This window comes from Azospirillum brasilense (genome assembly GCF_022023855.1).
In the GTDB taxonomy this organism is placed as follows: domain Bacteria; phylum Pseudomonadota; class Alphaproteobacteria; order Azospirillales; family Azospirillaceae; genus Azospirillum; species Azospirillum brasilense_F.
The window spans coordinates 1498064-1521160 of record NZ_CP059449.1; the positions used below are offsets into that span (position 1 = coordinate 1498064).

General features: G+C 68.6%; 23 protein-coding genes. 10 read left to right on the forward strand and 13 right to left on the reverse strand.

The features are described from left to right. Window positions 1-335: 335 nt before the first annotated feature. Window positions 336-722, reverse strand: coding sequence for a hypothetical protein (locus H1Q64_RS07115; RefSeq protein WP_237902954.1), 387 nt, complete (start codon window positions 720-722; stop codon window positions 336-338). 149 nt (window positions 723-871) lie between these two features. Beyond that, the gene (locus H1Q64_RS07120; protein ID WP_035675610.1) at window positions 872-1111 is read right to left on the reverse strand and encodes a DUF4170 domain-containing protein; all 240 of its coding nucleotides are present in this window, start codon (window positions 1109-1111) and stop codon (window positions 872-874) included. Between the two features lie 212 nt (window positions 1112-1323). On the opposite strand from H1Q64_RS07120, the gene H1Q64_RS07125 reads away from it, so the two are divergent. Continuing rightward, window positions 1324-2031: a cytochrome b/b6 domain-containing protein gene (locus H1Q64_RS07125; RefSeq protein WP_237902955.1), complete on the forward strand. Its 708-nt coding sequence runs from the start codon at window positions 1324-1326 to the stop codon at window positions 2029-2031. A gap of 63 nt (window positions 2032-2094) precedes the next feature. On the opposite strand, the gene H1Q64_RS07130 is transcribed toward H1Q64_RS07125, so the two are convergent. Next, window positions 2095-2523, reverse strand: a complete 429-nt coding sequence (locus H1Q64_RS07130; RefSeq protein ID WP_038529411.1) for a c-type cytochrome — start codon at window positions 2521-2523, stop codon at window positions 2095-2097. A gap of 263 nt (window positions 2524-2786) precedes the next feature. Between H1Q64_RS07130 and H1Q64_RS07135 the strand changes: the two genes are divergently transcribed. Then, on the forward strand, window positions 2787-3992 hold the full coding sequence (locus tag H1Q64_RS07135; RefSeq protein WP_237902956.1) for a pyridoxal phosphate-dependent aminotransferase: 1206 nt from the start codon (window positions 2787-2789) through the stop codon (window positions 3990-3992). 75 nt (window positions 3993-4067) lie between these two features. On the opposite strand, the gene nhaA is transcribed toward H1Q64_RS07135, so the two are convergent. The 3 genes from nhaA to H1Q64_RS07150 all read right to left on the reverse strand — a co-directional run bounded on the left by nhaA (window position 4068) and on the right by H1Q64_RS07150 (window position 8658). Continuing rightward, the gene (nhaA, locus tag H1Q64_RS07140) at window positions 4068-5294 is read right to left on the reverse strand and encodes a Na+/H+ antiporter NhaA (RefSeq protein ID WP_269145329.1); all 1227 of its coding nucleotides are present in this window, start codon (window positions 5292-5294) and stop codon (window positions 4068-4070) included. Between the two features lie 154 nt (window positions 5295-5448). Continuing rightward, on the reverse strand, window positions 5449-7488 hold the full coding sequence (locus tag H1Q64_RS07145) for an elongation factor G (RefSeq protein WP_237902958.1): 2040 nt from the start codon (window positions 7486-7488) through the stop codon (window positions 5449-5451). Window positions 7489-7734: 246 nt separating this feature from the next. Beyond that, window positions 7735-8658 (reverse strand): ketopantoate reductase family protein, encoded by a 924-nt coding sequence (locus tag H1Q64_RS07150; RefSeq protein ID WP_237902959.1) that lies wholly within the window; start codon window positions 8656-8658, stop codon window positions 7735-7737. Window positions 8659-8905: 247 nt separating this feature from the next. Here H1Q64_RS07150 and H1Q64_RS07155 point away from each other — a divergent pair, with 247 nt between their 5' ends. The 3 genes from H1Q64_RS07155 (at window position 8906) to H1Q64_RS07165 (ending at window position 10739) form a co-directional block, all read left to right on the forward strand. Then, window positions 8906-9397, forward strand: coding sequence for a cache domain-containing protein (locus tag H1Q64_RS07155; protein WP_237902960.1), 492 nt, complete (start codon window positions 8906-8908; stop codon window positions 9395-9397). 265 nt (window positions 9398-9662) lie between these two features. Then, entirely contained in the window at window positions 9663-10130 is a 468-nt protein-coding gene (locus tag H1Q64_RS07160; RefSeq protein WP_035675596.1) for a Dps family protein, read from the forward strand. Between the two features lie 153 nt (window positions 10131-10283). After that, the gene (locus H1Q64_RS07165; RefSeq protein WP_237902961.1) at window positions 10284-10739 is read left to right on the forward strand and encodes a DoxX family protein; all 456 of its coding nucleotides are present in this window, start codon (window positions 10284-10286) and stop codon (window positions 10737-10739) included. Window positions 10740-10771: 32 nt separating this feature from the next. Here H1Q64_RS07165 and trxB read toward each other — a convergent pair whose 3' ends face one another. From trxB to H1Q64_RS07185, 4 genes are all read right to left on the reverse strand, one after another. Next, window positions 10772-11758: a thioredoxin-disulfide reductase gene (trxB, locus tag H1Q64_RS07170; protein WP_035675595.1), complete on the reverse strand. Its 987-nt coding sequence runs from the start codon at window positions 11756-11758 to the stop codon at window positions 10772-10774. A gap of 147 nt (window positions 11759-11905) precedes the next feature. Then, window positions 11906-12550, reverse strand: a complete 645-nt coding sequence (locus tag H1Q64_RS07175) for a 2OG-Fe(II) oxygenase (RefSeq protein WP_237902962.1) — start codon at window positions 12548-12550, stop codon at window positions 11906-11908. A 25-nt stretch (window positions 12551-12575) separates the two neighbouring features. Beyond that, entirely contained in the window at window positions 12576-13232 is a 657-nt protein-coding gene (locus H1Q64_RS07180; RefSeq protein WP_237902963.1) for a 2OG-Fe(II) oxygenase, read from the reverse strand. A 164-nt stretch (window positions 13233-13396) separates the two neighbouring features. Next, entirely contained in the window at window positions 13397-14386 is a 990-nt protein-coding gene (locus tag H1Q64_RS07185) for a mitochondrial fission ELM1 family protein (protein ID WP_237902964.1), read from the reverse strand. 176 nt (window positions 14387-14562) lie between these two features. Here H1Q64_RS07185 and H1Q64_RS07190 point away from each other — a divergent pair, with 176 nt between their 5' ends. Both H1Q64_RS07190 and H1Q64_RS07195 read left to right on the forward strand, forming a co-directional pair. Continuing rightward, the gene (locus H1Q64_RS07190; protein WP_035675586.1) at window positions 14563-15117 is read left to right on the forward strand and encodes an Lrp/AsnC family transcriptional regulator; all 555 of its coding nucleotides are present in this window, start codon (window positions 14563-14565) and stop codon (window positions 15115-15117) included. Window positions 15118-15307: 190 nt separating this feature from the next. Further along, complete coding sequence (locus H1Q64_RS07195) at window positions 15308-16267, forward strand: dienelactone hydrolase family protein (RefSeq protein WP_237902965.1); 960 nt, start codon at window positions 15308-15310, stop codon at window positions 16265-16267. A 134-nt stretch (window positions 16268-16401) separates the two neighbouring features. On the opposite strand, the gene greA is transcribed toward H1Q64_RS07195, so the two are convergent. Beyond that, window positions 16402-16875, reverse strand: coding sequence for a transcription elongation factor GreA (gene greA / locus H1Q64_RS07200; protein WP_079285121.1), 474 nt, complete (start codon window positions 16873-16875; stop codon window positions 16402-16404). Between the two features lie 82 nt (window positions 16876-16957). Further along, on the reverse strand, window positions 16958-20209 hold the full coding sequence (gene carB, locus H1Q64_RS07205; RefSeq protein ID WP_237902966.1) for a carbamoyl-phosphate synthase large subunit: 3252 nt from the start codon (window positions 20207-20209) through the stop codon (window positions 16958-16960). A 322-nt stretch (window positions 20210-20531) separates the two neighbouring features. Here carB and H1Q64_RS07210 point away from each other — a divergent pair, with 322 nt between their 5' ends. The 3 genes from H1Q64_RS07210 (at window position 20532) to H1Q64_RS07220 (ending at window position 22570) form a co-directional block, all read left to right on the forward strand. Beyond that, window positions 20532-21347 (forward strand): hypothetical protein, encoded by an 816-nt coding sequence (locus tag H1Q64_RS07210; protein ID WP_237902967.1) that lies wholly within the window; start codon window positions 20532-20534, stop codon window positions 21345-21347. Window positions 21348-21406: 59 nt separating this feature from the next. Next, the gene (locus H1Q64_RS07215) at window positions 21407-21757 is read left to right on the forward strand and encodes a hypothetical protein (protein ID WP_237902968.1); all 351 of its coding nucleotides are present in this window, start codon (window positions 21407-21409) and stop codon (window positions 21755-21757) included. Between the two features lie 84 nt (window positions 21758-21841). Then, the gene (locus tag H1Q64_RS07220) at window positions 21842-22570 is read left to right on the forward strand and encodes an MgtC/SapB family protein (RefSeq protein WP_237902969.1); all 729 of its coding nucleotides are present in this window, start codon (window positions 21842-21844) and stop codon (window positions 22568-22570) included. 13 nt (window positions 22571-22583) lie between these two features. Here the strand turns inward: H1Q64_RS07220 and H1Q64_RS07225 are convergent, their stop codons facing one another. After that, a complete protein-coding gene (locus H1Q64_RS07225; protein WP_237902970.1) occupies window positions 22584-23075 on the reverse strand; it encodes a DinB family protein in 492 nt (163 codons plus the stop codon). Window positions 23076-23097: the final 22 nt, after the last annotated feature.

Genomic DNA, 23097 nt, shown 5'->3' on the forward strand with positions numbered 1-23097 from the left:
CAAACGGTATCCCCGAAGCTAGCCCACGTCAGCGCACCAGCCGCATTTCCCTGTATTTTCCCTGTTGAGCAGTGGAACGGTCTCGGACTCCGACGGAACCTGTCTCTTGTCGGCCTTGTTGGGGTCAGGGAACCTCGCCTCGGACTTCGCCCTCCGCCAGATTTTCTCAGCAAGCCGCTGAGTGGAGCCGGTCCATAGACCAAGCCGGCTCAGCCGATTTCCATCGGACGCCATCCACGCCATTCCCGCTGCGCCGCCCTTTCTTTGCGGAAGGCCGAGGCGGGCGTCGCATGGACTATTCCCGTTTCTTCGTCCGTTGCCGTGAGGCAAGAATTTCATCGACGGTCACCGGGCGGAAATCCCACACATCCACACCGACGTCGAATTGCCGGGGCATACCCTTCAACTGGCCGTGGCTGTGGCCGTGCAGGTTCAAAGCGCCCTTGTACATGCCGTTCCAAGTGCGAAAGGCGTAGTGGCACAGCACGCCGCCGCTCGCCCAGCGAAAGTTCCGCGTAAGGCTGGACGCTCGCCCAGCCGGGCAGGGCCAGCGTGGCGGGGCCGTCGTTGTTGCCGGTGATCAGGTGCTTGGTGCCGTGCAACCGCTCCAGAAGCGCCGCCATGGCGTCCGGCTTGCGGTGTAGGGCGAAATCGCCGAGGTGCCACACCTCGTCGTCCGGGCCGACCGTGGCGTTCCAGTTGGCCGCCATGACCTCGTCCATCTCCGCGACCGACGTGAAGGGGCGGCGGAAGCGGCTGAGTGCGCCGGCGTGGCCGAAATGCGTGTCGCTGGTGAATAAGAACCGCCATCGGGAGGCCTCAACACAGCGGCGGCGCGGAGGGTTCCCCGCGCCGCCGCTGCGGCCGTCCGTCAATCGTGCTTGTGCCCATCCGCCGACGGATCGAGCAGGCGGTGCAGGTGCACGATGAAATAGCGGGTGTGGGCGTCGTCGATGGTCATCCCGGTGGCGCCGCGCCACGCCTTGTACGCCTCGTCGTAGTTGGGGAAGATGCCCACGATGTGGACCTTCGTCGGATCGACGAACTGGTCGGAATCGGGACGGACGAGTTCGCCGCCGAAGACGAGGTGGAGAAGCTGCTTGTCGGGCATGACGCGGGCATCCTTGATTGGACGGGGGTGGAACGGGGTTGGGCCGGATTTTTGAGTACGTCATATCCGTCGTCCACCCGCTTCTTCAAGTGCAATGACAGTGCTGCGCCGCCGCCTACCCTCTCGATTGTCGCTTTTTTTCCGAAAGCTGGGCAAAAGGCACCGCCTTGGGGCATAGTCTAAGGAAGAACAGACGAAGCGAGGGGTGATTCATGGTTGTTGGTAATACCACAAATCGCACGAAGGCCCGGCGCGACGTGGCCGTCTGGGACTTGCCGACGCGCCTGTTTCACTGGAGCTTGGTCCTTTTGGTGACGGTCGCGGTCGTCTCCGCCAAGACCGACCGCATGACCATCCACATGCTGGCGGGGGAGGCGATCCTGGCGCTCCTGCTGTTCCGGCTGGTCTGGGGGCTGATCGGCAGCCAGACGGCGCGCTTCAGCCACTTCGTGAAGGGTCCGCGCGCCGTCCTCGCCTACGCCTGCGGGATGCTCCGCGCCGGTCGCGGCGGCAAGGAACCCGCGCCGGTCGTCGGGCACAATCCGATGGGCGGGCTGATGGTGCTGGCTCTGCTGGGGGCGCTGACGCTCCAGGCGGTGGCCGGCCTCTTCACCTCCGACGACATCCTGGTGGACGGGCCGCTGGTGGCGCTGGCATCGGGGAGTATGGTGGCGGGGTTCAGCACGCTGCACCGCATCCTGGCCGACGGAATCCTCATCCTGATCGGCGTGCATGTGCTGGCCGTGCTGGCCTATCTGCTGGTCAAGCGGGACAATCTGATCCGCCCGATGGTCACGGGGCGGAAGGCGATTCCGGCGGATGCGCCGATCGAATCGCCGAAGCGCCGTCCGGCCACTCTGGCCCTGGCGGTGTTGGCCGCGGCGGCGGGTCTGGTGGCGGCGGTGGTGCAGGCGGGCTGAGGGTCGCCGCAAGGGTCCTTCCCCACGCTTGGCGGGGAAGGACGCGTTTGCGGACCGGCCGGATCAGTCGGCGCGGTAGCGCTCGTGACAGGCCTTGCAGGCGCCGCCCACGGCGGCGAACTGCTTGGCGGTGGCGGCCTTGTCGCCGGACGCCGCGGCGGCTTCCAGCCCCTTGGCGGCCGCCTCGTAGGCCTGGGCCTTGGCGGTGAAGTCGGCGTTGTTCGCCCAGATGTCGGCCTTGGCCTTGGTGTCGCCCTTGTCGCTGCCCGCCGGGAACAGAGTGGGGATCTGGGCGGCGAAGGCGCTCATGCGCTGGGCGGCCGGGCCGACCTGGGCGACCTTGTCGCTCCCCAGCAGGTCCTTGATCTCGGCCATCGCGTTCTTGCTGGTCTGGAAACCGTCCTTGCGCGCCTTGATCGAGTCCTGGGCCATCGCCGTGCCGCCGACGAGGAGCAGGGCGGCCGTGGCGGCCAGCGTGACGCGGGTGAGCATGCAGATCCTCCGGATGATGGGTTTGATTAGAAAGAGGTAAGATACCCCGTCCGCCGCGCCGGCTGTCAAGCCGGGCCTGTGCGGTGCAGCAAGCGGCTTCCGCGCCGCATGGCGCGTCCGCCGGCCGGGAAACCGCTCCGCTCAGGGAGTGATCGGCTTGCAAGAGCAATAAGGCGGAAGTAAGGTCCCGCGTCGCGTTCGCGCGGTCATACCAAGTTCTCACCCGAACCTTCCGCCACCTTCGTCATAGGGGCCAGTACGCCATGTCGATCATCGCGTCCCGTCTGTCGCGCATCAAGCCCTCGCCGACCATTGCCGTCACCCAGAAAGCCCGCGAGCTTGCGGCGGCCGGTCGCGACGTCATCGGCCTCGGCGCCGGCGAGCCGGACTTCGACACCCCCGACAACATCAAGGACGCCGCCATCAAGGCCATCCAGGCCGGCGACACCAAGTACACGGCCGTGGACGGCACGCCCGCGCTGAAGAAGGCCATCTGCGCCAAGTTCGAGCGCGAGAACGGCCTGACCTACGCGCCCGACCAGATCACGGTCGGCGTCGGCGGCAAGCAGGTGCTGTACAACGCCCTGATGGCGACGCTGAACTCCGGCGACGAGGTCATCATCCCGGCCCCCTACTGGGTGTCCTACCCGGACATGGTGGAGTTGGCGGAAGGCACGCCGGTCTTCGTGTCCTGCCCGGCCGAGCAGGGCTTCAAGCTGCAGCCCGCCGACCTGGAGAAGGCGATCACGCCGAAGACCAAGTGGCTGATCCTGAACTCCCCGTCCAACCCGTCGGGTGCCGCCTACACGCGCGACGAGATGAAGGCCCTGACCGACGTGCTGGTGAAGCACCCGCAGGTCTGGGTGATGACCGATGACATGTATGAGCACCTGCTCTACGACGGCATCGAGTTCGTGACCCCGGCCCAGGTCGAGCCGGCGCTGTACGACCGCACGCTGACCGTCAACGGCGTGTCGAAGTCCTACGCCATGACCGGCTGGCGCATCGGCTACGCCGGCGGCCCGAAGGCGCTGATCAAGGCGATGGGCGTGATCCAGAGCCAGTCGACCTCCAACCCGACCTCGATCGCCCAGGCCGCCGCCGTCGAGGCGCTGAACGGCCCGCAGGACTTCATCGCGGAGCGTGCGGCGGTGTTCGCCCAGCGCCGCGATCTGGTGGTGTCGATGCTGAACCAGGCCAAGGGCATCTCCTGCCCGAAGCCGGAAGGCGCCTTCTACGTCTACCCGTCCTGCGCCGGCACCATCGGCAAGACGACGCCGGACGGCAAGGTGATCGAGACCGACGAGGACTTCGTCACCTACCTGCTGGAGTCGGAAGGTGTGGCGGTCGTCCAGGGTTCGGCCTTCGGCCTCGCCCCGCACTTCCGCATCTCCTACGCGACCAGCACCGAGGCCCTGGAAGAGGCCTGCAAGCGCATCCAGCGCGCCTGCGGCAATCTGAAGGACTGATCCCCGGCGCTCGCGACCGGTGGAAAAGGAAGAGGGGGCCGCAAGGCCCCCTCTTTTCGTTTGTGCGCTTCTGTTTTACGCGCGGCGGTCGGTGCCCGCGGCCTGCAGGGCCGGCGCGGCGTCCTTGGCCGACACCAGCCGCAGAACCAAGGCGCCCGCCGTCGCCGACAGGATCGAGCCGGCGAAGACACCCACCTTCACCGCGTCGCCCAGCTCCGGCGAGGTCGGGAAGGCCAGCGCTCCGATGAACAGGCTCATGGTGAAGCCGATGCCGCACAGCAGGGCGACGCCGTAGAGCTGCGCGGTGCTGGCCCCGGCCGGCATGCCGGCGAAGCCCAGCCGGATGGTCAGCCAGGCGGTGCCGAACACGCCGACCATCTTGCCGAGGAACAGGCCAAGCGCGATGCCCAGCGGCAGCGGGCCGGTGAGGATCGAGGCGTCCATTCCGGCGAAGGACACGCCCGCGTTGGCGAAGCCGAAGACTGGGACGATCAGGAAGGCCACCCAGGGGTGGATGCCATGCTCCAGCCGGAGCAGCGGCGCGTGCGGGTCCGCCGCCTCGCCGGCGGCGGGGCGCAGCGGAATGGTCAGGGCCAGGGTCACGCCGGCCAGCGTCGCGTGCACGCCGGAGAGCAGGACCGCGCCCCACAGGCCCGCACCGAGGACCAGATAGGGAAAGAGGCTGCGCACGCCGAACCGGTTCAGGCCGATGAGCGCCGCCAGGAGCAGCGCCGCCACGCCGAGCGCCGGCAGGGACAGGTCGGCGGTGTAGAACAGGGCGATGATGATGACGGCGCCCAGATCGTCGATGATCGCCAGGGCGGTCAGGAAGATCTTCAGGGAGACGGGGACGCGCGGCCCGAGCAGCGACAGGACGCCGAGCGCGAAGGCGATGTCGGTCGCCGCCGGGATGGCCCAGCCGTTGACCGTGGCCGGGTTGCCGGCGTTGAAGGCGAGATAGACCAGCGCCGGCACCAGCATGCCGCCCGCCGCCGCGACACCGGGCAGGACGCGGCACGACCAAGTGGAAAGCTGGCCATCCAGCATCTCCCGCTTGATCTCCAGCCCGACCAGCAGGAAGAAGACCGCCATCAGGCCATCGTTGATCCAATGGCCGATGCTGAGCCCGAGGATGTAGGTGTGGAGCGTGTCGAAATAAGCGGTGGACAGGGGGGAGTTCGCCACCACCAGAGCCAGCGCCGCGGCGACCATCAGCAGGATGCCGCCCGAGGCCTCGTTGCTCATGAACTCCCGGATGAAGGCTGCCGGGCGCCGGCCGGCGGGTTGCCTGTGAGCATCCATGGCGCGCTGTTCCTTTCGTATGCGGTCGATTGAATGGATCGGACGACACTTGGGGATGCGGAAGGGCCACGGACAGGTTGAATCGACCGGTTTGGACCGAAAACGGCTCCCCTCTCCCGCTCCCGGAAAGGGGCGGGAGAGGGAATTCGAGGTTTTATTGCGCGGCCAGCGTCTCCTTGCGGATCTCCACCGCCTTGTCGGCGGCCTTGCCGGTCAGCTCCTGCAGCCGCTCGAAGCTCCAGGTGAAGGTGCCGACGCCGAGGGAGAGGGAGCGCAGCTCGACGATCAGGTCGTGCATCTCTGCCTGCGGCAGATAGGCCTTCACCTCGTCCCAGCCCTGCCAGCCGGGGCGCGCGTCGTAGCCGAGGATCTGCCCACGCCGTCCGCTGACCAGCCGCTGCACCTTCGAGGTGAAGTCGCTGGGCACGGCGATGGAGACGGTCAGGATCGGTTCCAGAAGCACCGGCTCGCAGGCCGGAAGCGCCTCGGTCATCGCCTGCCGCGCCACCGTCTTGAAGGCCATCTCGGAGCTGTCCACGGCGTGGAACTGGCCGCCGGTCAGCTTCACCGCGAAATCGACCACGGGGAAGCCCAGCGGCCCGCGCACCGCGTAGTCGCGCACGCCGGTCTCCACCGCCGGGATGAACTGGCGCGGCACGACGCCGCCGACGATGCCGTCCTCAAACTGGAAGCCGGTGCCGCGGGGCAACGGCTTCACTTCGACATGGATGTCGGCGAACTGGCCGTGTCCGCCGGTCTGCCGCTTGTAGCGGGCGTGGTGGGCCGTGCCCTTGCGGATCGACTCGCGGTAGGGCACCTGCGGCGGCACGCCCTTGACCGAGACGTTGAACTTGTTGCGCAGCCGGTCCATGGCGATCTGGAGATGGATGTCGCCCTGGCCCCACAGCACCAGCTCGCCGGTGTCGGTGGACTGGTCCAGACGCAGGGACGGGTCCTCCTCGACCAGCTTCTGGATGGCGGCGGTCAGCTTCACCTCGTCGTTGCGGTTCTGGGCGTGCAGGGCGAGGCCGAAGACGGGCGGCGGCAGCTCCGGCCACAGCGCCGCCCGGCCGGCGTTGCCCTTGTCGGTCAGCAAGTCACCGGTCGCCGCCTTGTCCAGCCGGCCGAGCGCCACCACCTCGCCGGCCGCCGCCTGGGACAGCTTCTCCTGATTGTGGCCCATCATGCGGAAGACGCCGGACACCCGCTCCCCGCCCAGCGTCATGCCGTCGTTGACCGTACCGCGCCAGACCCGGGCGAGGCTGATCTTGCCGGCGTGGGAGCCGTTCAACGTCTTGAAGACCTGGGCCGCCACCGTGGCATCCGCCGGGATGCCGGCGCGCTCCGCCGAGGTGGCGACGTCCGGCCCCTCGTGGCGCAACGCCTTCAGCAGGCGGCGGATGCCGTTGTCGTTCTCCGCCGAGCCGAAGAAGACCGGGACGATCAGATCGTCGGCCAGCTCGCTGGCCAGCCGGTCATAGACCTCCTGCGTGTCGGGGGCGACGTCCTCCAGCAGCTTTTCCAGCAGGGCATCGTCGTAGTCGGCCACCGCCTCCAGCATCTCCTGCCGGGCCTCGTGCTCGCGGTCCTTCAGGCTGTCGGGGATCTGGACGAGGTTGGACGGCTTGTGCGGGTTGAAGTGCCAAGCGCGCTCGCTGACCAGATCGACGAAGCCGGTGATCTTCCCGCCCTCGCGGATCGGCACCTCGCGGAGCACCAGCTTGCGCGCCGACACCGCCTGATAGGCCTGCACCACGTCGCGAACCCGCAGGTCGCCCAGGCTGTCCACCTTGTTGATGAACAGCAGGTGGGGGATGCGGTTGTCGTCGAGGAACTTGAACAGGGGGGCGAGCAGCACGGCTTTTTCCGGCACCGCCTCGGCGACGATCACGGCGACGTCCGCCACCATCAGGGCGCTCTGCGTCTCGCAGGCCAGTTCCACCGAGCCGGGGCAGTCGAGCACGCTCCAGCGCTCGCCCAGGAACTCGAAGGAGGCGACGTTGACCTCGACGCTCATCTGCCGGGCCTTGGCCTCGGGGGAGCTGTCGCCGACCGCGTTGCCGTCGCGGACGCTGCCCTTGCGCGTGGTCGCCCCGGCGGCGGACAGCAGGCTTTCCAGAAGCGATGTCTTGCCGCTGAGATAGGGGCCGACCAGCGCAGCGCAGCGGGCCGTCTGGATCTGAGTATGGGGCATGCACACCTCCCGTATGGCGTCTTCCCGAGTGGGCATCGGCCGGAACGCCGGGTGGCCTGGGTGGGCCGGGTGGGACGCTGTGGCCGGAATCACCGGCGGCGCGCATGGCCCTGACAGGGTGCCGGACTGGTCCGGTGCTTTAAAAACAGTGCCTTTTCAAGGTTATGGTCCACCCGTGGCGGGGGACGTGTCGATGGAAAAAAGGGGCGGCATGACGTCACGCCGCCCCCGCTGGGGTGTCCTTCCTCAGGGCGGTCCGTCGGCGTAGGGTGCCAGGGCCGCCGCGACCACCCGGTGGACGGGCGTCGGCACCCCCAGCTCCGAGCCGAGCTGCACCACCGCCCCGGACAGCCAGGGCAGCTCCAGCCGCCCGCCCCGCGTCAGGTCGTTCAGCATGGAGGAGGTCATGGCGGGCGGCAGGCCGTCGAGCAGCGCCTCGACGCGGGCGACGATGCCGGTGCCCAGATCGATGTCGCGGGCGCGGGCCAGCCGGGCGACCTCCGCCACCGCGTCGAGGAACAGGGCGCGGCTTTCCGGAACGCGGCGGATCACCCCGGCGGGCTGGCGGGTCAGCGCGGTGACCCCGCTGAAGGGCGCCAGGAAGGCGAACTTCTCCCACTGCGCGCGCAGGATCGCCGCGGACAGCACCGCCTCGAACCCGGCCGCCTCGGCCAGAGCGTGGAAGGCGGTCAGCCGGGGCGAGGGGCGCCCGTCCAGTTCCCCGTAGGTCAGGCGGGCCAGCGTCCCGGTGTGGCGGATCACGCCGGGGGCGGCGATGGTGGCGCCGATGTGGGCGACGCCGCCCGCCACATGCTCCCGCCCGAGGAGCTGGCACAGCGTGTCCATCCCGGTGACGCCGTTCTGCACGGTGACGACCACGGTGCCCGGCTTCACCAGGGGGCGGCAGGCCTCCGCGGCGCGGTCGGTGTCCCACAGCTTGACGGCGAACAGCACGAGGTCGACCGGCCCGACCTCCGCCGGGTCGTCGGTCGCGCGGACGTCGGTCAGATGCAGGGGGGCGGCCTCGCTCTTGATGCGCAGGCCTCCGCGGCGGATGGCTTCCAGATGCCGGCCGCGGGCGATGAAATGCACCTCGGCTCCGTGGGTCGCCGCGAGGCGCGCGCCGAAATAGCCGCCGACCGCGCCCGCCCCCATGATTGCGATGCGCATGCGATGCTCCTCCCAAATACGGTCCGGGCCGGCGCGCACCGTTGGATGGGGCCGAGGGATCGGCAGAGGCCGGGCGTGCCTTCGTGGTGCCGGACGCTGGGGACAGTGTGGCCCGCGCGGAACTTTGCGGCAATAGGCCGCAGGATTGGCGGATTGCCGGAGGCCGACTTTCTTTCGACAGTGGGCGAACCGATCGGCGCCCTTTTCCGCATGACGTTCCCGCATTGGCCGGTCCGGGGGATTTGCCATGAGCGCCTTCGTCCGAGTGCCGCCGCTCCGCGTCCTACGGGGCTTGCTGACCGCCCTTCTGATCGTAGCGCTCCACCCCGCGGGTGCCCACGCCCAGCCCGGTGATCCGGAGCGGGAGCAGGTCCGCGCCGTTGCGCTGAAGGCGGCGGAGCTGATCGCCGCCCGGGGGCTGGAGGCCGCGGCGGCGGCGTTCAACCGCGACGGGGAGTTCAAGCACGGGGCGCTCTACGTCACGGTCATCGACTTCGCCGGGGTGTGGAAGGTCTATCCGCCGCGGCCCGCCGGGGTCGGGGTCAGCGTGATCAACGTGAAGGACCCGGACGGCCGCGACATCGTCCGCGACATCCTGTCGGTGGCGCGGGACGCGGGCGAGGGCTGGGTGGAATACCGCTGGCTGAACCCGGCCAGCGACCGGATCGAGCCGAAAACCACCTTCGTGAAACGGGTGCCGGGCCAGGATCTGGTCGCCTATGTCGGGCTGTACCATTGACGCCGTGGGGCCGCGCGTTCGGGGCGCTCGATACCGATGCCCGATCCCGATGCTTGATACGGATGCTGTTGCGGCGCACATCTTGACCCGCACCGGGTGCGCCCAAGCTTGTCGGGGTGGCCTTCACGGCATGCCGGGGCATGCGGGTTGCGCAGGGCTGCTTTTTAGAAAGTTTCTAAAGTAGGGTCTTTACCCGGGGCGCAGCGGGGCGTAGCCTCGATTGCAGCCAAGAATGGAAGACAACCCCTCGGAGGATTGAGAAACCATGCAGATCGACATCGGGATCGCGGAAGCCGACCGCAAGGCCATTGCCGAAGGCCTGAACAACGTGCTTGCCGACACCTTCGCCCTGTACCTGAAGACGCACTCCTTCCACTGGAACGTCACAGGGCCGATGTTCAACACGCTCCACACCATGTTCATGACCCAGTACACGGAGCTGTGGACCGCCCTGGACGAGGTGGCGGAGCGCATCCGCGCCCTCGGCTATCCGGCGCCGGGCAGCTTCTCGCAGTTCACCAAGCTCGCCTCGATCAAGGAGGAGCAGGGCGTTCCGAACGCCCAGGAGATGCTGCGCCAGCTCGTCGAGGGACATGAGGCCGTCGCCCGCACCGCCCGGAAGGTCTTCCCGACCGCCGAGGAGGCCAACGACCAGCCGACCGCCGACCTGCTGACCCAGCGCCTGCAGATCCACGAGAAGACCGCCTGGATGCTGCGCTCCATGCTGGAGTAGTCGGCGCTGAACAGCAGTTTGCGATTTGATGGGGCGCCGTCCTTCGGGGCGGCGCCCCGTCCTTTTGGGGCCAGACAATACAACAGGGGGCGAAACAAGAGGGTGGCGGCACGCGTTCTTAAGGGATGTCCTATGGACGCGGGAGAGGGCGCCATGACCTCCTACAATTTCGACCGGACGCGGGGAGCGGACCGCGAGGCGACGGGCGCGCAGGACGCGCTGCTGCTGGCCGCAAGGCTTCTGATCGGAGCGATCTTCGTGGAAAGCGGCTTCGGCAAGCTGATGAATCTCGGCGGCTTCGCTGAAAGTCTGGGCGGGCAGGGGCTGCCGATGCCGATGCTGCTGGCCGCGCTGGGCGGTGCGGTGGAGTGCTTCGGCGGGCTGGCCGTGGTGCTGGGAGCCTGGACGCGGCTGGCCGCCGCGGCGTTGGTCCTCTTCACCATCATGGCGACGCTGATCGCTCACCGCTACTGGACCTACCCGCCGGAGGCCCAGGGGATGCAGCGCATCCAGTTCATGAAGAACCTCGCCATCATCGGCGGCTTCCTCGCGCTGATCGCCTCCGGGGCCGGGCGGTTCAGCGTCGATGGGATGATGCATCGGCGGTAAGAGGGGACCGGTCGCCCGGCCCCGCCAACAGTTTACCAATTGCCCGCCGGGCTCGGCTCGCCCTCGTGGTGGGCCAGCCAGCGCTCGGCCTCCAGGGCGGCCATGCAGCCCATCCCGGCGGCGGTGACGGCCTGCCGGTAGATCTTGTCCTTCACGTCGCCCGCGGCGAAGACGCCCGGCACGTTGGTGGCCGTCGAGTCGGGGGCGGTGACGATGTAGCCCTCGGAGTCGGTCTCCACCTTGCCCTGGAAGACGGCGGTGGCCGGGACATGGCCGATGGCGACGAAGACGCCGGCCACCGGGATCACCCGCTCCTCGCCCGACTTCACGTTCTTCACGCGCACGCCGGTGACGCCGCGCGGGTTGCCCAGCGAGCCGTCGCCCTCGCCGACGATCTCCTCGACGACGCTGTCCCAGACCACCTCGATCTTGGGGTTGCGGAACAACCGGTCCTGCATGATCCGTTCGGCGCGGAAGCTGTCGCGGCGGTGGATGACCGTCACCTTGGAGGCGTGGTTGGTGAGGTACAGCGCCTCCTCCACCGCGGAGTTGCCGCCGCCGATCACCGCGATCTCCTTGCCGCGGAAGAAGAAGCCGTCGCAGGTGGCGCAGGCCGACACGCCGAAGCCGCGGTAGATCTCCTCGCTGGAGATGCCCAGCCAGCGGGCCTGCGCGCCGGTCGCGATGATGACGCTGTCGGCGGTGTAGGTGTCGCCCGAGTCGCCCTTGCAGACGAAGGGGCGCTGGCTGAAGTCGACGTCGGTGATCAGGTCGAAGACCATCTTGGTCCCGACATGCTCCGCCTGCTTCTGCATCTGCTCCATCAGCCACGGCCCCTGGATGGGGTCGGCGAAGCCGGGATAATTCTCGACGTCGGTGGTGATCATGAGCTGGCCGCCCGGCTGCATGCCCTGCACCATCAGCGGCTGCAGGTTGGCGCGCGCCGCGTAGATGGCCGCGGTGTAGCCGGCAGGACCGGCGCCGATGATGAGAACCTTGGTGTGGTGGGTGCTGGGCATCGCTCTGTCCGTCACGATCTGATCTGACGCGGACCATAGGGCCGCGCCGAACATATGGTCCAGTTCCGGCGCGCTGTCATCGGAAAGCCTGCCATGCCGGCCCATCATGGGGACGATGTTTCACCCCGACCGCCCGGGGAATGCCCCTCAATAGTGGGCCGGCGCGGCGCCCTTGCGGTTCTTCAGCCAAGCGCCGACGCGGTGGCGCCACTGCTCGTGCCAGATGTAGACGCTGTTCCGGACCCAGTTCATCTGCACGGCGCGGCGCCGGCCCTCGAAGGAATGGTGCCCGTGCCAGGAGGTGTCGGAGCGGCGGAAGCACAGCAGCGTGCCCTCGTCCGGCGGCACCTCGGCGGCGTAATCCTCCATGTTCGGGCTGCGCAGCACGCGCAGGCGTCCGCCCGACGCCTCCCAGGGCGGATTCATGTAGATCAGGACGGTGACGATCTTGCTGGCCGAATCGGGGTGGATCTTGCCGTCGGTCGCCCGGCACATGCCGCGGGCGGTGAACATGGTCGGGTAGCGCGACAGGTCCAGCCCGAACTTCTCCGAAAAGGCCTGGCAGACCGCCTCGCCGCGCAGCTCCCCGATCAGGGCGTCGAAGGCCGGCCCCTGCGGGAAGACGCCCAGGGGGATGGAGCCGGGCTTGTCCACCTTGGGGTAGTCGCGGTGCAGGGCCTCCAGATGCTCCCGCTTCACGAAGCTGGGGACGCAGAGGAAATCGAACGGCTCGTGCTGCAGCGGGGTGGCGCGGAAGCGGTCCAGATCCAGCAGGGAGGTGGGCATGGACATGGGGCGGTCTCCAGACGGCAGCAATTCAGGCCACGGGCGTGTCGGGGAAGGCCAGCTCGTGGCGCGCGCGCCATTCCGGGCCGACATAGTTCACGATGATCGACTTGCGCACGCCGCGGATCGGGCGCGGGGCGAAGCCATGCCACGTGTTCGTTCCGGGAACGAAGACCAATCCCCTGTTGAAGGCGTAGGGCGCGCGGGTGACGACGGTGCGGGTGGCGTTCAGCACGTCGGTGCCCCAGTCGGCGCAGTCCGGCCCCTTGGAGAGATAGATCAGCATCGTGAACTTCTTGACGCCGATGTCGGTGTGCGGCTCCAGCCAGAAGCCGTCGGTGTCCTGGCAGTATTCGATGCGCAGCGAGGTGCCGGCCAGATCGACGCCGCAGGTCCGCTCGATCGCCTCCGTCACAGCCCGGCGCTGGAAGGCCGTGGCGACCGCGTCGCAGACGGGATGCTCGGCCCGGCTGCGGGCGCAGAAATAGCTGCGGGTGGCGTTGTTGGTGTCCCGCTTGCCCATGCTGTCGCCGATCGGCGGCGGCGCCCAGGGCAAGGCGGCGATGCCGTCCGCGGCCTCGTCGGTGAGCGCGCGCGACAGCAGCCAGTGGCGGTAGGGGTCATCCTTGGTCGGGGCACCGTCCAGGGAGCGGATGAAGGCATCCTGGACCGCGTCAGGCGAAACCATGCGAAAAGATCCAATGCGTCCCAGCGGTAAAGGCGAACTACCATAGGGCGGCACACGCGCTAAATGAATTAGCGTTCATGAACCGTTTGACAGGATTCCTTCCTGAACAGCGCAAGCAAACAACAACACGCCGTGGCATCGCGGAGCGTGGTGCGCGCCGGATTTCAGGCGCCGTGCTTGGCGCGGTGGGCCAGAAGGCGATGGCGCAACTCCTCGGCGACTTGCCGGGTGTCGTCCAACGTTGGATGGGTCCAGTGTTCCAGGGCCCCGGTGAAGGGACGGGTGATGCCTTCCTTGTAGAGTTCTTCGTGGAAACTGCGGAACTTGGGCGAGCCGCCCTCCAGCTCGATCACATAGACCGGCTTTCCGGTGGAGCAGGCTTCCGAGGTCATGGACACGCTGTCGCAGGTCACCACCACCGCGTCGGCCAGACCGAGATAGGCGAAATAGGGATTCTCCCCCGTGCCGTCCCACACCTCCGCCGGCAGGCCGTTCAGGCGCGCGCGCAGGATCGCCTCGTTGTCGGCGCCGGTGCGGCGCGACGGGGTGACCATCAGCCCGGCTCCCTTGCTGCGGGCCAGCTCCGACAGCTTCTCCGCGACGTCGCCCATGATGGTCGGGGTCAGGGCGTAGACGCCGTTGGTGCCGCCGATCAGCACGGCGACGCGCGGGTGCGGCAGGTCGGCGAGCCGGGGGGCGTGGCGCTGCGCGGCCTCGGCCAGCAGCTTGGGCGTCACCCGGTGCAGGGCGCCGCGGGTGGCCATCACGTTGGGGCCGCGCAGCCGGTCGTGGCGGGGCACCACGACGAGACCGAAATGGCGCGGGTTGATCTGCGGGTCCTGGATGTAGACGGTGAAGGTCCGCCCGCGCGACTGCTTGCTGGCGGCCAGCAGCGGCGCGATGGCCTGGCGACCCGAGCCGATCATCAGGTCGGGCCAGGGCGCGCGGATGGGATCGCCCTCCGGCCCGGCGGCGAAGCGGTTTCCCAGCCGCAGGAAGGGGCTGAGCTGACGCCACGGGCTGCGCAGCCGCACGCGCTTCACGACGGGAGTGAGGCCCAGCGCCTCGGCAAGGCCGATGCACTGGTTTTCCATGCCGGGCTTGCCGTCCGACACGACCCAGCAGGTAAGGGAACCGGAAAGAGAGGACTGCATCGTCACACGAATGGTTTGGGGGTGCGGCTGGTTGTCGCGTCTGGGTGGGCGTCGGGGCCGGATACATCGATAGAAAGTTTTTCCACCAACGCCGATACGGGTTTCTTGCTTGGCGTGGATGGCTTCGCCGTGTAATATCCTTTCTTCAAATCACCCCCGGAGCGACCGAGCAAACCATGCGGCGGGTCAAACTCGACCGAATTGACCGGCGGATTTTGCGCGACCTGCAAAATGACGGCCGGATGACCAACGTAGAACTCGCGAGGCGTGCCGGCATCTCTGCCCCTCCGTGTTTGCGGCGTGTCCGCGCCTTGGAAGAGGCGGGCTTCATCCGCGGCTATCACGCCGACATCAACCCCGACGCGCTCGGGTTCGGTGTCACCGTGTTCGCCCAGGTCGGCCTGTCCAGCCAAGCTGAAGTGGACCTAAAGAAATTCGAGGAACTCGTCAACTCCTGGCCCATGGTGCGTGAATGCAACATGCTGGCGGGCGAGTATGATTTCCTGCTGAAGATCGTGGCGGAGGACTGGGACGACTACCAGCGTTTCCTGACCACGAAGCTGACGGCGGCGCCCAACGTGGCGCACGTCAAGTCGGCCCTGTCGATCCGCACGTCGAAGCACACCCCCGGTGTGCCGATCGACGTCGACTCGCCGGACATCCCCGACTCGCTGGAGGATGACGACGAGGAGGACGAGGGCGAGTCCTCGACCCGAGTGGCGCGCCGCTGACGCGGCGCCGCACCGACGCGAAGCCTTTTCCAGGACAGCCGGCACCGTACCCCGCGCATGGGATGTGGTGTCGGCTGTTCGCGTTTCGGGAGCGCGGCCCTCGCGCAATTTCGTAACACCGAGCGTTTCCGAAAATGGATTTCTGCCCATCTTCGCACGTGCGATGCTTTCCACGGCGAAGGTGATAAACTTGCGCGCAACCGACTATGCCGATTTTGCCCGTGACCGGGAGACGATGATGGCCTCACCCCGACGCCGTGCCCTTCCGCCGCGCCTTTTCCTGCCGACGCTGGCGCTCGCCGCCGCCTTGGCCTTGCCGCCCCTGCTCGGCTCCCCGCCGGCGGTGGCGGCCACGCCGGGCGTCCATGCGGAGGAGATCGTCCGCTTCCCCTCGCTCGACGCCGACCTGAACAGTGGCGCCCCGACGCCCCTGACCGGGCGCTTCCTGCGCCCCAGGGCCGACGGCCCCTATCCCACCGTCGTCCTGCTGCATGGCTGCAGCGGCCTCTATGCCAAGACCGGGCGGGTGGCCTCCCGGCACATCGACTGGGCGCTGACGCTGCGCGAGCAGGGCTACGCGGTGCTGATGGTCGACAGCTTCGGCCCGCGCGGCGTGGCGGAGGTCTGCACGGTGAAGGACCGCCCTGTCCGGGCGACGGAGGAGCGCAAGCGCGACGCCTGGGCGGCGCTGGCCTATCTGCGCGCGCGCAGCGACGTGGACAGCGACCGGATCGCCCTGATGGGCTGGTCGCAGGGGGCGGGCACGGTGCTGGCCGCCTATGGGCCGGGCGGGCAGGGGAACGGATTCCGCGCCGCCATCGCCTTCTATCCCGGCTGCCGGACGCCGCTGAGCGACGCCGATTGGCAGCCGGAAGGGCCGTTGCTGATGCTGCTGGGCGGCAAGGACGAATGGACCCCGGCCGAGCGCTGCCTGGAACTGGCGAGCCGCGAGCCGGTGAAGGAGCGCACCGAGGTGGTGGTCTATCCCGACGCCCATCACGGCTTCGACTCCCCCCATGCGCCGCTGCGCAAGCGCCGCAATCTGGCGACCGCCCCCGCGGGCGAGGCGACGGTCGGCACCGACGAGTCCGCCCGCAAGGATGCCATCGAACGGGTCAGCGCCTTCCTGGCGGAGCGGCTGCGGGGCTAGCAGGCTGTTCCAAGGATGGAAACAAAGGATAAAAACAAAGCGCCCCGCATCGGTTGTCGGTGCGGGGCGTTTCGGTTCGCGGTCGGTGGCGGGGCCGCGTCTTGCGAACCGGCCCCTCAAGCTTGAACCCGCGCTTACTTGAAGGCGACGGTGACGATCTCGTAGACCTTGGAACCGCCCGGCGTGGAGACTTCCACGCTGTCGCCGACCGACTTGTTGATCAGCGCGCGGGCCAGCGGCGCCTGGATGGACAGCATGCCGTTCTTGATGTCGCTCTCGTCCTGGCCGACGATCTGGTAGGTGATCTCCTCGTCGGTGTCCTCGTCCGCGAGCGTGACAGTGGCGCCGAACTTCACCGAACTGCCGGACAGCTTCGTCGGGTCGATAACCTCGGCGCGGCTGATCTTGTCCTCCAGCTCCGCGACGCGGCCCTCGATGAAGCTCTGGCGTTCACGAGCGGCGGTGTATTCGGCGTTCTCCGACAGGTCCCCGTGCTCACGCGCCTCGGCGATCGCCTTGATGACGTTGGGCCGTTCGACAGTCTTGAGGTGCTTCAACTCCTCTTGCAGGCGGTTGTATCCCGCCGCAGTCATTGGAACTTTTTCCATCGTTCAATCCATCACCATGCCGACGCAGCGCCCTGGGAAAGCTACGGCGCGGCGGAGGAGGTCCGCCGCGCCGTAAACTGTCCTAATAGGAACCGCTAAGGTACGACTGCAACGGCGCGACTTCAAGGCTGCCGTTCCGGAGTGCGGCAATCGCTTCCACCGCCGCGCGTGCACCGGCCATGGTGGTGTAGTAAGGCAGGTTGTAGGTCAGCGCCGTGCGCCGCAGGCTGAAGCTGTCGGACAGGGCCTGCGCGCCGTCCGTGGTGTTGATGACCAGATGCACCTCGCCGTTGATCATCGCGTCGACGATGTGCGGCTGGCCTTCCACCACCTTGTTGATCGACTCCGCCGGGACGCCGGCTTGGCGCAGCGCCGCCGCGGTGCCGGTGGTCGCCAGGACGCGGAAGCCCATGGCGTGCAGCTTCTGCCCGATCTGCACGGCCGACGGCTTGTCGCGCTCCTTCACCGAGATGAAGACGGTGCCCTGGACCGGCAGGGTGACGCCGGCGCCGAGCTGCGACTTGGCGAAGGCCAGCGCGAAGTTGTGGTCGAGGCCCATCACCTCGCCCGTCGACTTCATCTCCGGGCCGAGCACGATGTCCACGCCGGGGAAGCGGGCGAAGGGGAACACGGCCTCCTTCACGGCGGTGTGCGGCGGGGTCGGGCCGTTCAGCGTGAAGTCGGCCAGCTTCTCCCCGGCCATGACGCGGGCGGCGATCTTGGCGATGGCGGTGCCGGTGGCCTTGGCGACGAAGGGCACCGTGCGGCTGGCGCGCGGGTTGACCTCCAGGATGTAGACCGTGCCGTCCTTGACCGCGAACTGGACGTTCATCAGGCCGACGACGTGCAGGGCGCGGGCCAGCGCCTCGCCCTGGCGGCCGATCTCGGCGATGGTCTCGGCGGGCAGCGAGTAGGGCGGAAGCGCGCAGGCCGAGTCGCCGGAATGGATGCCGGCCTCCTCGATGTGCTCCATGATGCCGGCGATGTAGACCTGACCGGTGGCGTCGGCCACCACGTCCACGTCCACCTCGATGGCGTCCTGCAGGTAGCTGTCGATCAGCACCGGGTTCTTGCCCGACACCTTCACGGCGTTGCCCATGTAGCGCTTGAGCCCGGCCATGTCGTGGACGATCTCCATGGCACGGCCGCCCAGCACGTAGGACGGGCGGATGACCACCGGGAAGCCGATCCGTGCGGCGACCGTCTCCGCCTCCTCCAGCGACCGGGCGAGGCCGTTGGCCGGCTGGAGCAGGTCGAGCTGGTGCAGCAGCTTCTGGAAGCGCTCACGGTCCTCGGCGAGATCGATGGCGTCCGGCGAGGTGCCGAGGATCGGTATGCCGGCTTTCTCCAGCGCGTCGGCCAGCTTCAGCGGGGTCTGGCCGCCGAACTGCACGATGCAGCCGAGCACCGTGCCGTTGCGCTGCTCGACGCGGACCAGCTCGATCACGTCCTCGGCGGTCAACGGCTCGAAATACAGGCGGTCGGCGGTGTCGTAGTCGGTGGAGACCGTCTCCGGGTTGCAGTTGACCATGATGGTCTCGATGCCGGCCTCCCGCAGCGCGTAGACGGCGTGGACGCAGCAATAGTCGAACTCGATGCCCTGGCCGATGCGGTTCGGCCCGCCGCCCAGGATGACGACCTTCTTCTTCTCGGTCGGGTCCGATTCGCACTCGGCGGCACCGGTGCCGTCGGTCTCGTAGGTCGAGTACATGTAGGGCGTGCGCGAGGCGAACTCGGCGGCACAGGTGTCGATGCGCTTGAAGACCGGCGTGACCCCGGCGGCGCGGCGGGCCTCGGCGACCTCGCCCTCGCTCGTGCCGGCCAGCTCGGCCAGACGGGCGTCGGAGAAGCCCATCTGCTTCAGCGCCTGCCAGCCGGCCTTGTCGGTCGGCAGGCCGCCGCTGCGGATCGCCTGCTCGCGGTCCACGATGGCCTTGATCTGCTCCAGGAACCACGGGTCGTACTTGGAGACCTGCTGGACCTCGGCGACGGTGAAGCCGTGGCGGAAGGCCTGGGCGATGACCAGCAGGCGGTCCGGCGTCGGGCGGGCCAGCGCGCCGCGGATGGCGGCGGCGTCCGGCGTGTCGCTGTCGCCGATGCGCACCTCGTTGAAGCCGGTCAGGCCGGTCTCCATGGAGCGCAGCGCCTTCTGCACCGACTCCTGGAAGGTGCGGCCGATCGACATGGCCTCGCCCACCGACTTCATCGAGGTGGTCAGCAGCGGCTCGGTGCCGGCGAACTTCTCGAAGGTGAAGCGCGGCATCTTGGTGACGACGTAGTCGATCGTCGGCTCGAAGCTGGCCGGGGTGGTGCCGGTGATGTCGTTGGTCAGCTCGTCCAGCGTGTAGCCGATGGCCAGCTTCGCGGCGATCTTGGCGATCGGGAAGCCGGTGGCCTTGGAGGCCAGCGCGGAGGAGCGCGACACGCGCGGGTTCATCTCGATGACGATCAGGCGGCCGTTCGCCGGGTTCACCGCGAACTGGACGTTGGAACCGCCGGTCTCCACCCCGATCTCGCGCAGCACCGCGATCGAGGCGTTGCGCATGATCTGGTATTCCTTGTCCGTCAGCGTCAGCGACGGGGCGACGGTGATCGAATCGCCGGTGTGGACGCCCATCGGGTCGATGTTCTCGATGGCGCAGACGATGATGCAGTTGTCCGCCTTGTCGCGGACGACCTCCATCTCATACTCCTTCCAGCCCAGCACCGATTCCTCGATCAGCACCTCGCCGACCGGGCTGGCGCGCAGGCCGCCGCGCACGATGTCCTCGAACTCGGCGCGGTTGTAGGCGATGCCACCGCCGGTGCCGGCCAGCGTGAAGCTGGGGCGGATGATCGCGGGCAGCCCGACGAACTCCAGCGCCTCGGTCGCCTCCTGCATGTTGCGCACGAGGCGCGAGCGCGGCGATTCCAGGCCCAGCTTGTCCATGGCGTCGCGGAACAGGATGCGGTCCTCGGCCTTGGCGATGACGTCGCGCTTGGCGCCGATCATCTCCACGCCCAGCCGCTCCAGCGTGCCATCGTCGGACAGCGCCATGGCGGTGTTCAGCGCGGTCTGGCCGCCCATGGTCGGCAGCAGGGCGTCGGGGCGCTCCTTCTCCAGGATCTTCGCCACCACGGCCGGGGTGATCGGCTCGATGTAGGTGGCGTCGGCCAGACCCGGATCGGTCATGATGGTGGCCGGGTTGGAGTTGACCAGGATGACGCGGAAGCCTTCCTCGCGCAGCGCCTTGCACGCCTGGACGCCGGAGTAATCGAACTCGCAAGCCTGGCCGATGACGATCGGCCCCGCGCCGATGATGCAGATGGATTTGATATCAGTGCGCTTGGGCATGGGTCCGCTTCTCGACGTTCGTGCAGCAAAAGCCCCCTCGCGCCATTGGCCCCTTGGCAGGGGCGCGGGTGTGAGAGGGCACGGATCAATATGTCGTTGCGAGGCCCCTTTATAGGGAACAAGGCGGCGCGGGGGAAGGGGTGGGATGATGCGCGGGCCACATGTCTGAAACATCGCCAGCGGGCGGCGAGGCAAGGCTTGAACCCGCGCCGAAAGGGCGTCATCAATCGGGGTGCGCCGGAAACCCGGCGTGTTCCGAATTCGTCCAGCGGGAGAAACCCGCACACCTGATCCTGATTGCCGCCGGAGTTCGTGCCCAACGATGACCCACGCTTTCGCCAAGGACAGCCGCGCCTGCGCCGCCTGCGTTTCGTGGGGGGGTGACCGCGCCCTGTCGGACGACAACACGCTCGTCCACGTCGACCGCTACAGCGCGGAGGGGGAGTGCCGGACGGCGACCAGCCAGGATTACCGGAAGGTCACGCGCTCCTACCACACCTGCCAGACCTGGGCGCCGCTGCCGATGCTGAAGAAGCACGGCGGACGGCCGGAGCGTCAGCCGGTCTTCGCCAGCCGCCCGGCGCCCGCCGCCGCGAAGCCGGTTGCGGAGGCCGTGGTGGCCGCGCCGGTGCGCGCGGTTCCGGCCGCCGCCGCCGTTCCGCCGCCGCCGCCCGCGCCGCCGGTCTGCCGGTCGGAGCCGCTGGACCTCGAGCAGATCCCGCAGATCGCCAGCCTGATCTACGTCCATTGGCGGCGCGTCCGTCGCGGGCGCGCGATGCCGGAGGCACGCGACATCGACACCGCGCAGATCCGCGAATGCGTGCCGCGCCTGTGCCTGATGGAGCCGCTGCGCGGCGGCGAGGGTTTCCTCTACCGCGCCTGCGGGCGGGCGGTGCAGCGCCGGATCGGCCAGCGCGCGGTGCCGCGCCCGGTCAGCGATTGCCACCCCGCCGAAGCGGCGGCGCGTTTCAACGCCGACCTGCGCGCCTGTCTGGAGACGGGGGAGCCGCGCGGCCTGCTGGTGCGCGACGACCCGATGCTGCCGGGCGCGCGCTTCGTCGAACTGCTGCTGCCGCTGTCCGACGAGGACGGCCGCCCGGCCCGCGTGCTGGCCTTCCGGCACGTGCCGGGGGGCTGACGGAGGCCGCGGTGCCCTGGAGCGCGCAGCCCCCGCCGGAGCCCCCACCGGAGTCTCCGATGCCGGCGCCCGGCGGTGCCGGGCCGGCCGGCGGCGCCGACATGGTGGGAGTCTGGCCGTCCGCCGTCTGGATCGTCGTCGGCACGCTCTTCTATCTGGAACATCCGCAGAGCTTCGCCGGCTGGAAGGGCGCACTCTATTATGTGGTCGGCACCGCCGTCGTGGCGCTGGTGATCGGCCTCGTCAGCCTGAGCCTGCGCCGCGCCGTCGCCGGCATGCTGGCCGAGGTATTCCCCCGCCGCGACCGCTTCACCGACCTCGTGAGCCTGATGCTGCGGCTGATGCTGGCCATCGCGGAGGGTATGCTGGTGGCCCTGTTCGCCCGCTGGACGCTGGGTGCGCTGGGCTAGGGTGGGGGGTAGGGTGATCCTTCGCCAACCAATCGGCGCTACACTGTGCTTTCCGGGACCGATCGTCCTGGGGGGAGGGGCGTCATGCTGAACCTGTCCGCCTACTGGTCGCCGGCCGAACTGGCCGTGAACGGCATCATCCTGCTGCATCTGGTCGGGGCGCTGGGGCTCGGCATCCTGATGGGGTACGAGCGCTCCTTCCACGGGCGGGCGGCGGGGATGCGCACCTACGCGCTGGTCTGCCTCGCCTCGACGGCGCTGACCGTCGTCAACGCCTATCCCGGCCTGTGGTACGGCGGCATCGGGAGCGGAAGCGGCGGGGGCGGGGACCCGACGCGGGTCATCCAGGGCATCGTGACCGGCATCGGCTTTCTCGGCGCCGGGGTCATCATGCGGGAGGGCTTCTCCATCCGCGGCCTGTCCACCGCGGCATCGATCTGGACGGCGGCGGCGATCGGGGTGACCATCGGGCTGGGCTTCTACGCCGCGGCCATCGGCTTGGCCTTTCTGGTCATTCTGGTGATGAGCGCCTTCCGCCGGCTGGAGGCGGTGCTGCCCCACCACACGGTGGTCCAGGTGATGCTCGTCTTCGAGCGCGACCAGGCGCCCCCGGCGGAGGTGATCCGCGTCAAGGCGCTGGAGCACGGCTACGAGATCGTGTCCTGGGCCTTCCACCTGCGCAACGGCAGCGGCCACCTGGAGTATCAGCTCACGCTCCAGGCCAACGGCACGCCGGACCCGATGGAGCTGATCGACAAGCTCGCCCACACCAGCCGGGTGGTGGAATTCCGCCTGTCGCCGTCGCGCATGTGAGGGGCCGGCGCCTTTACTTGTCCAACAGGAAATAGGCGAAGTCGATGCTGGGCGCGGCCAGCCCGAACTGCGTCAGCAGCGTGTGCGCCTGCCCGCGGTGGTGGGTCTGGTGGTTGAAGACATGGGCCAGCACCGCGGAAAAGGGCATGGTGAAGGCTTGCCCGGCCAGCGAGCGGTAGTGGAGGTCCGTAGCGAAGCGCGCCTCCTCCTGCTCCGCCACGACGCGGACGATGCGCTCGTCCTCCGCGTCACGGGCGGCGCGCAGCTCTTCGAAGCCGTCATAGAGGATCTCGTCCAGGGCGAAGGGCGTCGGCCCGTCCCCCTCGATGCGGCGCAGCCACACCCGGTCGGCCACCAGGATGTGGTTCAGCGTTCCCCGCACCGAGCGGAAGAAGGCGCTGCGGTCCTCGCGGTACTGGGCGTCCGACAAGTCGGCCGCCACCGCGTAGAGGCGGCGGTTGGCCCAGCGGTTGTAGCGCGCGAACCGTTCGAAATGCGCCTTCATCGCTCCGACTCCTGTGTTCGAA